The sequence below is a fragment of the uncultured Methanospirillum sp. genome, from assembly GCF_963668415.2.
In the GTDB taxonomy this organism is placed as follows: Archaea; Halobacteriota; Methanomicrobia; order Methanomicrobiales; family Methanospirillaceae; genus Methanospirillum.
Map to the genome: position 1 here is coordinate 3,160,387 of NZ_CAXXDL010000001.1, position 14,525 is coordinate 3,174,911.

A 14,525-nucleotide genomic window follows, 5' to 3' on the forward strand; every position below is an offset into this window, starting at 1 on the left:
AAAACCGAGTACTTATGGGTAATAAGTAGCTAACTTTCTTTAAGAATATACATGAGTATTATCACTCTTTTCAATCCGGGGGATCGGGTTATCTCACAATCTGGAGTAGAATTTCAGGTTGTAAAGTTATTAGGAGAAGGAGGGCAGGGACAGGTGTATCATATTGTTTCCGGTTCTCATCAATGGGCCCTTAAATACTATACCAAGGAATCATTTGCCACAGAAAAAAATTTTAATAATTTGAAAAACCTTATTGAAATTGGATCCCCGAGTCCGAGTTTTCTCTGGCCGGTTGATCTGGTTATCACGGAAAAGCAACCGTTTTTCGGGTATATCATGCCTCTTCGCCCGGATGGATATTATGATCTCAATCATTATATGAAACGAAGGATCAATCCAACCTTCTTTTCGGTAATAACTGCAGCATACAATCTTGCTGAAAGTTTTTCAAAATTGCACGCCCAGGGTCTTTGTTATCGGGATATATCTTTAGGGAATGTCTTTTTTAATCCTGATAATGGGGATGTACTCATCTGTGACAATGATAATGTCTGTTATAATAATGATACTTCCACATCTGGTATTGGTGGAACTCCTGGATTTGTTGCACCAGAAATTGTAATGGGAAAGGATCATCCTAATAGAAATACTGATCTATATTCATTATCTGTATTACTCTTTCATTTGTTGTTCATTTCTCACCCCCTTGATGGAGTTCGGGAAACTCAAACCGAATGTTGGGATTTTGAAGCAGAAAAAAGAATCCATGGCTCTCAAGCGCTTTTCATCTTCGATCCTGTAGATTCTTCCAATCATCCGGATCCTGATTTTCATCAGAATGCATTATTATTTTGGAATATTTACCCGAATTTTATTAAGAATTTTTTCATCAAAGCCTTTACTAAAGGACTTTTTGATCCTCATCATGGCAGAGTGAGAGAAAATGAATGGAAATTAGCATTAATTCAACTCCGGGATTCAATATTATATTGTTATCAGTGTGGATATCAGGGGTTTTATGATTCTAGTATAATCAATAATTCTGAAGCACCATTGAATATCTGCTGGAATTGTAAAAATCAAATTTTTATTCCACCCCGTATCAATATTGGAAATAATGGGATCGTGATGCTAAACTCTAATACGAGGATTTATCAACATCATCTGAATCCCCTATCATTTGATTTCACCAATCCGGTTGCTCAGGTTTCCAAGCATCCAACATTGAATATGTACGGATTGCAAAATCTAGGTACAACCTCATGGATTGTAACTTCTTTTAATGGAAATAATGCAGAAGTTCCTCCCATGAAAAATGTTCCTCTGAAAGATGGAATAACTATAGATTTTGGGACCATAAAAGGTGAAATCAGAGTATGAAAATAAAAAATAAGTCCATTATGATCAGATCGATGAATTCAAATTCAAAGAGATTAAAGAATTAATTGAAATGATTACCGCTTCGGAGATTCAAGAGACATTACGGGATCTTTTAGCTCATTATGGACCCCCTAGTGACTCAAATTCCCAAATGTATAGTTCAGTATTAAAACGTACCCTTGCAAATGATCCTCGTGAAGCCGGGCTACTAGAACTCTCAATTGATCAGAAGATTCCTACCCGCCTGTATGCACAAAAAGAAAATCCTCAAATTATTGATCAACTAGTTCAGGAACTTATCGTTAATCAACGGATAAATAGCCATGCAGCCGAATGGATCGTAAAAACCTGGGCAAAATCGATGGGGTTGAATGTTGCTTCATGTCAGCCTTTGGTTCAGCAAGAAACGCCGAATCCAAGTAATTTCAATAACCAGCAACAGTCATATCAACCACCTGTTAATGCTCCTCCTGGTGTACAAGGAGTGTCGACTCCGAATATCTGGAATAACCCGCAGCAGTCATATCAATATGGTGAATATATTAACCAACCCAATAATACCAGCCCACCTATCATGGTTGATGACCAAGAAAAAAATAAATATTGTCCTGGATGTGGGAAAACATTTCCTGAGAATGCGAATTTTTGCCCTTTTTGTAGTTATCAGATAAAACGCGATAACGAGGTAGAGCCAAATTTAGTCTATGGATATCAAAAAGGTTTTATTGATAATACGAATGAAAATGCGAGGGATAACGGTATAAAAAAGGAAGATGAAAAAATTTATGATAATATCAGATTATCCAATTTTACTTCTGATATTCCTACCCTAGTTATATTATTGGGAAGTGTAATTTGCTTATATTCATTAGTATTTTTGCCTTTTGAATCGAATCTGTTTTTAACAACTACTTTATATAGCGATTTTTTCATATTTTTGCTTTACTTATTTTTAATTATTTGGATTTACTCCGGATTTTACCATAAATATTCTGAGATATTTCATGGATTATATACTCTTATCGGGGCTGCCCTCGTTCTTCTAACAGTATATTTGGGATTATTCCATTACTTCTCTCCTTCTACTCCTGCTATAGGGTTTTATACTGCATTCTTAGGTTCTGCATTAGTTTTAGCGGGTGGATATTATTACTCGTTATCATGCAGAAAACCGGGTCAAAAAACGTTCCAACTATCCACTGTCAAAGATTATGTAAATTCCCATAATTCTAATACGATTGAAGAATATCGAAGAACTTGTAAAAACTGTGGAACAGTATGGCATTCATTGAAATCACGAGAAACCCGAATTCTTATAGAAAATACAGTTGAAGGATTAGGAATTACTTTAAAAGCCAGTATACCCTGTGTAAATTGTTGTATGTATTTTGGTGGGCGTTTAGATAACAGTCGAGGAAGAGCTAATAATAATGAGTTAGTGAGATTAAAAACATGTCCAAAGTGTGGCTCAGCTGTTTATACTGAAGAGATACTGTCTCATGAAAAATAACCCTCTCGTAATCCTTTCAATAATTGGAATTCGCAGGATATGGCATGGAAAGATTGGAAGAACTTATAATAAGAAAAGGTTTATTATTTGTCGATTTTATCCATCATGTTCAAATTACGCAATAATGGCATTAGAAAAATATGGATTTTTTAAAGGATGGGCTCTTACAATTAATAGACTTAGCAGGTGCAATCCCCGCAATACTGATTCATGCATCGACTTCCCATAATAGTCATAAATTTGTTTTATTGAATCAGTACTTTAGGATATAAGGGTTTTATATCTAAAATCTCCGGGGCATCTATCATTCCCCACCAGCCTCCCCCGCTGGGGGGCTAAAAAACTTCTACTACTTCGCTCCGGCTGTTAGCCTCCGCTCGCTGGGAGTTTGTACGCAATAGAACAAAATTTTTTCTCTAATCCGTCACTTGAGTATATTTGGCTCAGTCTGAAAATCAAGTGATAGAAGTAGTCAAACATTGTTGACGAATATCAATTCAACCATAGGGAAACCAGAAATAATCGGCTTAAGTTGATATTCACTCTTTTATGGAGTCTTAAGATTTCAACGAGCCATGAAAATAATCAACTATGTTCTCTAACCTGAACTCCGGTCGTTGTAGGGAACATACTCTTCAATTATACACAATTTTTAAAAAATCATGAGTTATATAAGATAATCATTATTATTATGATCCCTATCATCTTGGGGATTATATAGTTATACAAACATTACTTTTATTTACATAGTATTTCCTCCAATAAGGGAAATAAGAACACTGTCATAACATTTTGACCATGGCGGATAAAATTTCTTCAAAAAATGTAAGGGTTATGCAAAGTAATCTTATGTCGACTTCGCATCCTTGGGAAAATTTCAATGAATTATTGTAACTATTCAGGGTTCATATCGCCAAACAGGAAAAGAAGGTACATCAAGTCATTAAGATCTGATCGTATGAGTCTTTGGCATCCATGGATTATTGTTAAACGCAGCATTAATCGCCTCAATGACCCTTTCACCATTCTTCCTGATTGTTGAGATGTAATTTCTGATCAAAACTACCGCTTCAGCGGTTGCTCTGTCCCTAAACCCTCCAGAGATTTTCCTTTTTACCTTCATCATCCGGATATCCCGCTCCGCGAGATTATTATCAAATGGAACACGAATATGTTCAATAAATCGCAGGATACTGTCTTTATGGATGTCAAACCTTTGGAGCAGGTTTCTGGCAAAACTCTTTTTCTTCCTTCCTCTCTTTCCGGGGATATGGATGGGTAGCGGATTCTCATCGAGTCCTGCTTGAATTAGTTCATCATATGAACTTTTAATGCTGTTACCATAATCTATGGTATGGGAATATCGTCCAAATGAAACAGTTCCTTGAGATATTTAGCCTGTATCTGTAATTCACTTAATATATTTGGTCATTTTTGTTCTGTTTCCTCTTCTACCCGTTTAAGTTCTCGAAGAATATAAGCACAGCAGAAACTGTGTTTGCAGGAGAATGAAAGATATGGATTCCAAAAATCGTGAACACTTATTCCCGTGTAATTTGGAAGAATTCCGATGTTATTAATCCCTTGAGTTTCTCTTTTCGTCTGAGTTGAGTAAGAGGTTAGTTGAGATGCACTGGTGACATGAAGCCAATAGATTTTCCTTCAACTCTGACCCCTGTTTAATCGTTGTGGATTACAGGTTCGCATTTAAGAGCGTTCTTAACCGATTCATGATACAATATGAGTTTCTCTGACAATGTGCGAGTAATATTGATAATTGTTCCAGGACTGATGGAGATACCAAAAAGGATCATAACAGGCCTCGGTTGTCCGATCGTATGGGATAAACTGATAAGGAACGAGATAACTCAAATTGGCCTTGATTTTTGATCCATATTGAATGGGTTGTGTGACCCCCTGGGGAAAGGGTCCTGATGATTTTCCTCCACAATGGGTACAATCCTTTGTGAGGGATTGGTGCTCAATGATCTCAATTGATGGGGGAGGAGGAAGGTCGAAAAATTGTCTTTTTTCAATTCCAATTATTGCTCCATTTTGAAGACTTCTTCCACAACAGGAACAAACTTCAGGAGAATGAGTTTCGATGTGATCAGGATTAGAACTCTGTTCCAGAGTTTTTCCTTTGTGACCGGGTTGACCTCCTGGTTTTTTCTGGGTTTTCTTTTACGAAGTGAGGTTGTACGGTTCTTATGGGTGTATCCATCCGAGGAGGGGGGTTTACCGCTATTGTAACTGTTAAGATTTAGCCGGGATTCGAGTTCAGTTACTCTGACTTCTAATTTATCGATTTTTTCGTGCAGATAATAAATATATGCGACGATTTCTGGGGGGCAATCGGGAAATTGGGATTTGATCTCTTCAGGTATTTCCATTCCGATAAAAACAGGTTTAAATTCAAGATAAAAAGATCTTTCGATTATAGTGGAAAATTTGAGTGAGAGGGGCTATATTTGATGAGATTAGGAGCAGATTGGTTGGAAAGCGCTGAGAGAGGCTGAATAGTTACCACCATTGATGTAACAACCAGACCAGTCGAGATATTTACTGACCCGCCTCTTATTGAGGTCCTTCACAACCTGTTTGAAAATTCCGGACAACACGGTGAAACCGTCAGTCATATAAAAATTTCAGACTCTATCTCTGATTCTGTTCTCATCACCACGATAGCAGATAATGGGATCGGGATTTCGAGCGAAGAAAAAGTAATATTTTTGAGCGTGGATTTGGAAAAAATACTGGGTTTGGATTATTTCTCTCCAGTGAAATCCTTGCGATCACCGGAATAAATATCGGGGAAACCGGTATTCCGGGAACTGGAGCAATCTTCGAGATTATGATTCCCAAAGAGGGATATCGGGGCTGAATGGTTCTTTGTAACCGGATGATGATGATTGAAGACAACTGAATAAATTCAGTTAATAGGATATTACTCCTATCCTCTAAATGGAGCCCAAATATCGTTTTTATAACCCCCTTTTATTCCACGATAACAGGGTAATCCATACTACAAGTCATAATTTATATTTTAATGGAATAGCGTTGTGATATATCCTTAAAAATCCGGCTCCAAATCAAAATAAGAGCCTATGTCGGGCCTAATTTAAAAAATCATAATTATCGCTCCAAACCAGCACTGTTTTAGGGTTGATTCCTGAAAATACGACCCTATCGTAATCTGGATAACAAAGAGCTATGATCAGTACCGGAAATCCATAATTCCGGATCAATATCCGGTTCCTGATTTTTTTTACCAAAAATGGAAATTAAGCCTGGGTTCTGGCTTTGATCTTTTTGAGCCTGAAGAGTTCTTCCCTCTCCATCTCGTCAAGACGCATCTTGATGAAATCCCTTGTAGAGATGAGCTGAGGAATAACCTTAAACTCCAGAGCATTAACCCTGCGTTTGGTACTCTCAATCTCATCAAGGAGCCTCTTCATCGTCGTTTCGACCTCAGCGCTCTTGATGATCGCCTCAACGAGTTCCTCAAAGGCTTTTGCGGTATCATCGATGACCGGGGTGGTTCCGATTACACCATATCCACGTTCTGCAATGCCCTTGCGGACCTTACTGGATTCGATCTCCGGAACCACAACACCCATGATGTTCTTGCTCTTCAGCGTGATGTCAGGGGTTTCCCTGACTGAGAATGCAGCTGCCTTCACACCGATTGAACCCTCAATTGTGTTTGCGACAGCCATCATCTGCTGGGCACGCTGATAGTTGATCATCAATGTACCACGGGTATCCCGTGCCTGTTCCAGAATCTTGAAGAACTCCATGATCAGCCCATCACGCTTCATCTTGAGGATCTTGTACCCATTCTGGGAGAGTTTGATCTTCCGTTTGGTGTCAATGAACTCAGATCTGGTCGGCTTGATGTCTGCCATGGAGGCTCACTCCGCCTTTTTGCGGTACTTGGGGTGATACTTCTGGATCGTCTCACGGTCGATACGGCCGAGCTGCTCTTCTGCCATATCCTTGAGGAGATCCCAGCCGAGGTCGAGTGAATCCTCGATCGTCCGGTCTTCATCCTTGCCCTGTCTGACAAACCGCTTCTCGAAGTTGTCAGCGAAGTCAAGGAATCCACGGTCTCTCTCAGAGAGTGCGTCCTTTCCGACGATTGCCACAAGGCCACGAAGATCCATACCTTCTGCATATCCTGCATACAGCTGGTCTGAAACCTTCTTGTGGTCTTCACGGGTGAATCCTTTTCCGATACCGAGGTTCATCAGACGGGAAAGGGACGGAAGCACGTTGATCGGTGGGTAGATACCCTTGCGGTGGAGATCACGGTTGACCACGATCTGCCCTTCGGTAATGTACCCGGAGAGATCAGGGATCGGGTGGGTGATATCGTCACCAGGCATCGTCAGGATCGAGAGCTGGGTCACTGAACCCTTCTTGCCCTTGATGATACCGGCACGCTCGTACAGAGATGCAAGATCGGTGTACATGTATCCCGGATATCCACGACGGCCTGGAACCTCTTCACGTGCTGCACCGATCTGACGCAGTGCTTCACAGTAGTTGGTCATATCGGTCAGGATAACCAGCACATGGTATCCGAGCTCGAATGCCAGATACTCTGCGGTGGTCAGTGCGAGACGTGGTGTGATGATACGCTCGACAGCAGGATCATCTGCAAGGTTCAGGAAAACTACGGCGTGCTCAAGAGCACCGGTCCGCTCGAACTCAGCCATGAACTGGTTCTCTTCTTCCTTGGTGATACCCATTGCAGCGAACACGACTGCGAACTCTTCATCAGATCCCGGAACCTTTGCCTGACGTGCAATCTGCAGTGCAATCTCGTTGTGTGGCAGACCTGCTCCCGAGAAGATCGGAAGTTTCTGACCACGGACAAGGGTGTTTGTCAGATCGATGGTTGAGATTCCGGTCTGGATGAACTGACGTGGTGATGCACGTGCCCATGGGTTGATTGCAGCACCAGTGATCTCAAGCCGCTTCTCAGGGACAATCTCAGGACCGCCGTCCTTTGGTTTACCTGCACCGGAGAGGATACGGCCGAGCATATCCTTGCCCACCGGCATCTTGATAGTCTCGCCGGTGAACCTGACACCACTGTCCTTTCCGATACCGGTCGTGGACTCGAAGACCTGCACAACGACGATATCGTCAGAGGTATCAAGAACCTGACCACGCTTCTCGGTTCCATCAGAGAGAACGATGTTGACCAGTTCCTGGTATCCGATAGGCTCTGTCTTCTCGACAAAGACCAGTGGACCGGCAATCTGGGAGATCGTTCGGTATTCCTTCATCAGGCTGCCTCCCTGAGTTTGGTAAATTCAGTTTCCATACCCTTGAGGATCTTCTCAATCTCAGGTTTGTATTCCTTGATGTACTTGATCTGTGGAAGATCTGACTTTGACTTCAGTCCGGTGATCTGGGTGATCACAACGCCTGCCTTCAGAGCAGTGTTTGCCTGGTCTGAGTAGAAGCGGATTGCCTTCAGCATATCGAACTGCTTGGTCATGTCACAGTAGGTATCCACCGGGTCGTACGCATTCTGCTGGAGGAAGATCTCACGAAGCATACGTGCAACTTCGATGGTGACCTGCTGCTCATCAGGCAGTGCATCTGAACCGACGAGCTGCACAATCTCCTGCAGTTCTGCTTCCTTCTGGAGAACTTCCATTGCCCAGGTACGGAGCGGGTTCCACTCTGGTGAGACCTTCTCGTCGTAGTACGGGCCGAGGGTGTCAAGGTAGAGGGAGTATGACTGCAGCCAGTTGATGGCAGGGAAGTGACGACGCTGGGAGAGCTTGGCATCCAGTGCCCAGAAACACTTGACGATACGCAGGGTGTTCTGGGTAACCGGCTCTGAAAAGTCTCCACCAGGCGGGGATACAGCACCGATAACGGTGATAGATCCCATATCCTTGTTCAGGGTGTTGACACGGCCTGCACGCTCGTAGAACTCTGAAAGACGTGCTGCAAGGTATGCAGGATATCCTTCCTCACCAGGCATCTCTTCAAGACGCGAAGAAATTTCACGCATTGCTTCTGCCCACCGTGAGGTTGAGTCTGCCATCAGGGAGACGTCGTATCCCATGTCACGGAAGTATTCCGCGATGGTAATACCGGTGTACACAGATGCTTCACGGGCAGCCACTGGCATGTTTGAGGTGTTTGCGATAAGGACAGTCCTCTCCATGAGTGGTCTGCCGGTCTTCGGGTCTTCGAGCTCCGGGAACTCGGTAAGAACCTCAGTCATCTCGTTACCACGCTCTCCGCAACCGATATAAACCACGATCTCGGCGTCAGACCACTTGGCAAGTGACTGCTGGGTAACCGTCTTTCCTGATCCGAACGGACCCGGAATTGCTGCGGTTCCTCCCTTTGCAACCGGGAAGAGACCATCGAGAATACGCAGACCGGTGATCAGCGGAATGTCTGGATTCAGTTTCTCAGTAACCGGACGTGGAACACGAACCGGCCACTTCTGGAGCATCGTGATCTCTTCACCGTTCTCAAGGACACAGACGACTTCGTCGATAGTGAACGAGCCGCTCTTGATCTCCTTGATCTTTCCACCCTCGGAGCGTGGGGGAACCATGATCTTGTGAACGATGTTGGTCTCCTGCACGGTTCCGATGATGGTTCCGGCTTTCACAGCGTCGCCAGCTTTTACAGTTGGCTTGAACTCCCACTTCTTGTCATGGGAAAGTCCTGGTGCATTCACACCACGCTCGATGAAACTGCCCATCTTCTCGAAGAGGAATTCGAGAGGACGCTGGATACCATCGTAAATACTGGTTAGAAGACCGGGTCCGAGTTCAACGGAGAGTGGAAGGTTTGTATTCTCAACCGGCTCTCCGGGTCTGATGCCTGAAGTATCCTCGTAGACCTGGATGATAACGTTATCACCCTTGATCTTGATGACCTCCCCCATCAGCTGCTCGTTCCCGACCTTTACCACATCATACATGTGGGCGTCGAGATTGATTGCAGTGACCACAGGTCCTGCAATCCTCTTTAAAACACCCTTGTTGCGTTTTACTTCCACAGATCTACACCCACTGATCGTTTAATTCTCTCCCGCATTGACAACCCTCCTTCCTGTTCGCCAAGGGTGATGACCGTTGGATGAACAGAATTTTCCAGAGTTGTCCGGAGTCTTGGTGGTATCTTTGCCATGTCGCCGCTGTTGAGAACCAGGATTCCCACGTTGTTATCGTCTAACACCCGGTTTACCTGCTCAACAACCTTCTCCTCTGACTCAACAGCATAGGTCTTTGTGATCCCTGCAAGTCTGAATCCGAGGATGAACTCACTATTCCCGATTACCGCGATCTCCATATCAGATCACCAGGTACTTCGCGATCGTATCACCCGCAAGTTTGGACTCCTTGCCACGGGCTATTGCCCGCAGATTGAAGACTTCATACTTCTTCTTCTCGAGGTACACCAGAATCGGGTGAATGGAGAACGGGTTGATCTTGGAGAGCTGCTCCATATGGTCGAGCTGGGTCTTTGTCAGTTCTGCATCGACCTCCTGCTCGGACTTTTCTGTTCTCAGCTCTTCAAGGGCATTGAGCAGTGCGACCGATTTTATCCTGCCGACAATGGCATCGATGACCTCGTTTCTGCTCCCCATCTGGTTCATCTGCTGAAGTTCCTCAGGTGTGAAGGTCGATCCGGGGATGAAGAACTCTCTTGCATCCTCCTCGTAGCCGTCTCCCCGCATCCTGAAGAGCGTCTTGATATTCTTGATATCAATCTCCAGCTGGACAAACTTGAGGAACTGGCTTCCTCCTTTCACTCCGCGACGTGCGATGGTGAGAAGATCAGCATATAACTGCTTGTAGAGATCATTCTCAAGTTTGGCAAAGGATCCTGCTGAACATCCTTCCTGGATTCCTGCAGCAACGGTCGGGTACATCTTCCACCCTTTCAGGGCGTCAGCGACCCGCTCACATGACTCTTCGCCAAGAACACGATCGAGAACAACTTTGTCAAGACTGCCGGCAGGGATGAGCACCTCTTTGATCTTACCTTCCTTCATCCCCTGCATCTTACCGCGGAGGATGGTCAGGACATTGTAGATGTCCCAGCGACGGAGGTATGCCATCGTGAACTCCTTGAGAGCACCGGGAGCAAGGTCGATGACCCGCTGGTACTCCTTGGCCAGGTTCCATGAGAGAGCGACCTCAATGAGATCGATCCCTTCAAAGGAAGTTCCCAGTTCGTCCACTTCTTTCTGGTACTCGGTCTCCCCGATCAGGCGGATGATCTCAGGAAGGCTCATGTTGAGCATACGCTGGTATTCCTCAGGGGCGAGCAGTTTGGCTTTCCGTACACGCAGCCTGGTGCTGACGTAGATGTATGGTGCCGGACCGCCCGTGTTCTGAACCATTTTTTATCCCCCTGAGTTTATGCGAAGAGAATGTCTGACGCGTCTTTAAGTCCTGACTCCCATACCTGGCTCATGAAGGTATGGTAACTGAAGTCTACCTGAAATTGACCGTCGGTACTCTCGACGATGACACCACCATCGATACCTACCACTTTTCCAAAGGTGAAAACACTGAATTCTGACTCGCTCAGAACATCTTTCAGGGCTTTCTCATCCCGGCCGCAGCAGCTGACAGTTCCTTTCGGAATCTCTGTCTTTGCCTTGCGGAGCAGTGATGAGATGGCACCTTTGTGGAAAGAATCAGGCATGGCTTCGATCTTGTCAAGTGCCTGTCTGTACACCTCGTCCATCAGCTCCTTCTGAGCATTGAGGATCTGGCGCTTTACGACAAGGTGTCCTGCAGCCTCTTCCTGTGAGATGATATGAATGGTGGTTTTACCCGCCTCATCCCGTGCTGCAGCTTTGACCGTCTCTGCTTTCTGCTGGGCAACGTTCAGAAGATCGACCTTCTTAACATCGGCTTCTCTGTTGATTGCCTCAGACTCTACCCGTCCTTTCTCTTTTATTTCTGCAATGACTGCATCCAGTCCCATGATCACTCCTCACTCACTGGAACATGAGCAGGAGTGCCACGACAAGACCAAAGATGACGATGGTTTCAGGAAGCACGGTAAACAGGAGGGCCAGACCGAACATATCCTTGTTCTCTGCGACTGCTCCCATTGCTGCTGCTCCGATACCCATCTCACCAAGGCCTGAACCGACACCTGCAAGGCCTACTGCGAGACCTGCACCTACTGCCTTGAGTCCTGCTGCCGATGCTGTTGCTGCTGCAACTTCTACTGCTATTGCTTCTGCTGCCATATTTTAATCTCCAATAATCTAGTTCTGTTCAGTTAGTTTTCTAATCATTCCAAATGGATTGTATTTCTTTCCTCCACCACGGTAGAACTTGGTAAAGAACTCCACGTAGTGAAGACGAAGGGGATGCAGTCCGCCACCCAGAATACCAAGTGCGGTATTGAGTGCATGACCGAAGAGGAAGACAACAACCCCTACGAGGATAAGAACGACACCTACCGGGGTCAGGTTCGCCAGCTGTGGGTTGATGATCAGACCGATCGCAATGAAATTTGTGACCAGTGCGATAGCAACCGAGGAGAGACCGACCGCGATAAGACGTGTATATGAGAGCACGTGACTGATGATCGTCGGGACTTCCATCAGATCCAGTGCATTTTCCCGGGCGATGCATGCAAGACCGACAACCAGCATAACTGCCCCTGCAATGGTGGCCACGTTCAGGCCGCCTGCAAGTTCAGGCATTTTGGTAAGGTCAGGCATCAGGAGAATTGGGAATTTGGACCAGATCAAAACGATAATACCCCACATGACCAGGATCCACCCGATGTTTGCAAACATCTTCAGGGATTTGTGGTGTCCGTGCTCCATCCTTGAAGCGTTCAGGGCTCCCCAGATCCTGCCCAGGGTAATATGCAGGATACCTATCCAGATCGAGACCACAAGCAGCTGCGGAATGGCAGATGCATGGTGTGCCCCTTCGGCCGTTGCCCCGATCGGGATATGACGTGAGAACCATAACGGCCCCCAAGGTAGGGAAAACCCTAAGAACTCAGAGAAAATTACACCAAAGATGATGCTGCTGATACTGCAGTTACGCAGGACATTCATGAGCTGATTGCCTGCTTCACTGCCTTTTACCATTGATCGAAGCCCGAAGCTCATCGCGAGCAGGATAAGACCATACCCTACATCTCCGAGGATCAGTCCGAACATGATCGGGTAGACAATTGACATTAATAATGTCGGATCTACCTCGGTATACTTCGGACGTGAATAGATATCCATGAAGAGTTCTGTCGGGTGTGAAAAGTCCGGATTGTTATACTCGACCGGCGGACCTTCGTTATAGTCCTCGATCTCAAGTTCAGTAGTGTATACCTTTCCGGCACAGACACGGTCCAGGGTCTCGTAGACTTTGGTCACCTGTTCGGTCGGGACCCAGCCGACCACCGCAAATGCGAGGTCAGTGGTTGCAAACCTGAGTGGTGCCTCTGCCTGCTCGACATCAGCAGTTAGGAGTTCTTCAGATGACATCAGGAAGTAATGATGCTTCTCCCTGATCTCTGCCATCTTTGCAGAAATCTGTTCGATCTCCTTGTGAACGCCGGCAATCTTCTGCTCATAATCAGCGATCAGGGCAGATGCAGATCCGGTTTCAGCAGGAATCGTGACTTTCTGCAGTTGCAGATCAAGAAGGCTTCTCTCCACTGCGGCGAGGTCTTCATTCCTCACGGCAACAGTGATGAACAGCCCGCTTTTCTGCGACTTCTCCCAGATCTCATGTGAAACACTGATCGCTGGTTTACTCTTTACCGTTCCAGCGATGCAACTAATCGAGTCGTACCCGGTCAGAAGTTCCATAGGGAATGGTGCATCAGTAAATGGCCTGAGTGCCTCGATCTTCTGCTCGAACTCCTTGATGGATGTTTCGAGCCTGGATCGTTGGGAGAGAAGCTGTTCGACTTCGTCTGCAATTACTGGAAGATCCTTCTCAATGCTCTGCTTGAGTGCCTGAACCTTGGCCTTTGCCACATCATCAAGCTGGTCTGATCCGATTCCGAATGCACTGGCAATCGATCTGATCTTGACAAGACTCGATGAGGTTGTGTCGGCTCCTTTCAATGGCATACCGATCTTGAACCCTTCCCACTGCTCATCCCCTTTCTCGACAAAGTCGTCGATGTGGAAGATGTTCATGCGGTACAGTTCGGTTATGACCGGCTCTAGTTGCTGTTTAGATGCGACGATGAGCAACTTGCTCATCGGTTTAGGCTGAAACATTAAGTTGCTCCTTGAAGCGTGTAACTAGCAGATCCACGGCCTTCGCGAGGTTCTGCCGTCCCCTGCTTTCGAGAGCTACTGCTTCTGCCTTTCCGTCGCTGACAATTCTGGCATGCCGCATTTCAGCTTCTTTCCGGGCATCAGCAATCTGCTGTTTCTTAAACTCTTCTGCATCTTCCTGAGCCTTCTGGATCAGGTTGTCAGCTTCCAGCTCGGCACTGGTGATCAGAGACTTGCGCCTCTCCTGTGCCTGCAAAATCATCTTTTTGTAGTCTTCTTCTGCGTTCTTGATATCCTTCAGGACCTCAATTTTCATCCAACCCTCCTCTCATTGATGGTACAACTATAAAGTGGACAGAGATCAGTATATGTGTT

The 14,525-nt window shown here is 45.4% G+C and carries 16 protein-coding genes; 3 read left to right on the plus strand and 13 right to left on the minus strand.

Annotated features, from left to right (window positions below; translation table 11 throughout):
- Positions 1-51 precede the first annotated feature (51 nt).
- From ACHZA2_RS14935 to yidD, 3 genes are all read left to right on the plus strand, one after another.
- Positions 52-1,380, plus strand: a complete 1,329-nt coding sequence (locus tag ACHZA2_RS14935) for a protein kinase (protein WP_319580367.1) — start codon at positions 52-54, stop codon at positions 1,378-1,380.
- A gap of 70 nt (positions 1,381-1,450) precedes the next feature.
- Positions 1,451-2,890, plus strand: a complete 1,440-nt coding sequence (locus tag ACHZA2_RS14940) for a hypothetical protein (protein ID WP_319580368.1) — start codon at positions 1,451-1,453, stop codon at positions 2,888-2,890.
- A complete protein-coding gene (yidD, locus tag ACHZA2_RS14945; protein WP_394698600.1) occupies positions 2,880-3,119 on the plus strand; it encodes a membrane protein insertion efficiency factor YidD in 240 nt (79 codons plus the stop codon). The genes ACHZA2_RS14940 and yidD overlap by 11 nt, the downstream gene beginning before the upstream one ends.
- Positions 3,120-3,833: 714 nt before the next feature.
- Here the strand turns inward: yidD and ACHZA2_RS14950 are convergent.
- The 13 genes from ACHZA2_RS14950 to ahaH form a co-directional block, all read right to left on the minus strand.
- On the minus strand, positions 3,834-4,283 hold the full coding sequence (locus ACHZA2_RS14950; RefSeq protein WP_319580970.1) for a transposase: 450 nt from the start codon (positions 4,281-4,283) through the stop codon (positions 3,834-3,836).
- A gap of 35 nt (positions 4,284-4,318) precedes the next feature.
- The gene (locus tag ACHZA2_RS14955; protein ID WP_394698645.1) at positions 4,319-4,546 is read right to left on the minus strand and encodes a transposase; all 228 of its coding nucleotides are present in this window, start codon (positions 4,544-4,546) and stop codon (positions 4,319-4,321) included.
- Between the two features lie 72 nt (positions 4,547-4,618).
- Positions 4,619-5,023, minus strand: a complete 405-nt coding sequence (locus ACHZA2_RS14960; protein WP_394698646.1) for an IS66 family transposase zinc-finger binding domain-containing protein — start codon at positions 5,021-5,023, stop codon at positions 4,619-4,621.
- Positions 4,933-5,283: a DUF6444 domain-containing protein gene (locus tag ACHZA2_RS14965; protein WP_319580369.1), complete on the minus strand. Its 351-nt coding sequence runs from the start codon at positions 5,281-5,283 to the stop codon at positions 4,933-4,935. Before ACHZA2_RS14965 ends, ACHZA2_RS14960 begins: the two co-directional genes overlap by 91 nt.
- An 891-nt stretch (positions 5,284-6,174) precedes the next feature.
- Positions 6,175-6,798, minus strand: a complete 624-nt coding sequence (locus tag ACHZA2_RS14970; RefSeq protein ID WP_319580370.1) for a V-type ATP synthase subunit D — start codon at positions 6,796-6,798, stop codon at positions 6,175-6,177.
- 6 nt (positions 6,799-6,804) lie between these two features.
- Entirely contained in the window at positions 6,805-8,187 is a 1,383-nt protein-coding gene (locus ACHZA2_RS14975; protein WP_319580371.1) for a V-type ATP synthase subunit B, read from the minus strand.
- The gene (locus tag ACHZA2_RS14980; protein ID WP_319538077.1) at positions 8,187-9,935 is read right to left on the minus strand and encodes an ATP synthase subunit A; all 1,749 of its coding nucleotides are present in this window, start codon (positions 9,933-9,935) and stop codon (positions 8,187-8,189) included. The genes ACHZA2_RS14975 and ACHZA2_RS14980 overlap by 1 nt, the downstream gene beginning before the upstream one ends.
- Positions 9,926-10,228 carry a V-type ATP synthase subunit F gene (locus ACHZA2_RS14985; RefSeq protein WP_319580372.1) on the minus strand — a complete coding sequence of 101 codons (303 nt, stop codon included), beginning with the start codon at positions 10,226-10,228 and terminating at the stop codon, positions 9,926-9,928. The genes ACHZA2_RS14980 and ACHZA2_RS14985 overlap by 10 nt, the downstream gene beginning before the upstream one ends.
- 1 nt (position 10,229) lies before the next feature.
- Complete coding sequence (locus ACHZA2_RS14990; protein ID WP_319580373.1) at positions 10,230-11,285, minus strand: V-type ATP synthase subunit C; 1,056 nt, start codon at positions 11,283-11,285, stop codon at positions 10,230-10,232.
- Positions 11,286-11,302: 17 nt separating this feature from the next.
- Positions 11,303-11,878: a V-type ATP synthase subunit E family protein gene (locus tag ACHZA2_RS14995; RefSeq protein ID WP_319580374.1), complete on the minus strand. Its 576-nt coding sequence runs from the start codon at positions 11,876-11,878 to the stop codon at positions 11,303-11,305.
- Between the two features lie 13 nt (positions 11,879-11,891).
- Positions 11,892-12,149 (minus strand): ATPase, encoded by a 258-nt coding sequence (locus tag ACHZA2_RS15000; protein ID WP_319538073.1) that lies wholly within the window; start codon positions 12,147-12,149, stop codon positions 11,892-11,894.
- 18 nt (positions 12,150-12,167) lie between these two features.
- Positions 12,168-14,150, minus strand: coding sequence for a V-type ATP synthase subunit I (locus tag ACHZA2_RS15005; RefSeq protein ID WP_319580375.1), 1,983 nt, complete (start codon positions 14,148-14,150; stop codon positions 12,168-12,170).
- Positions 14,137-14,466: an ATP synthase archaeal subunit H gene (gene ahaH / locus ACHZA2_RS15010; protein ID WP_319538071.1), complete on the minus strand. Its 330-nt coding sequence runs from the start codon at positions 14,464-14,466 to the stop codon at positions 14,137-14,139. The genes ACHZA2_RS15005 and ahaH overlap by 14 nt, the downstream gene beginning before the upstream one ends.
- Positions 14,467-14,525 lie beyond the last annotated feature (59 nt).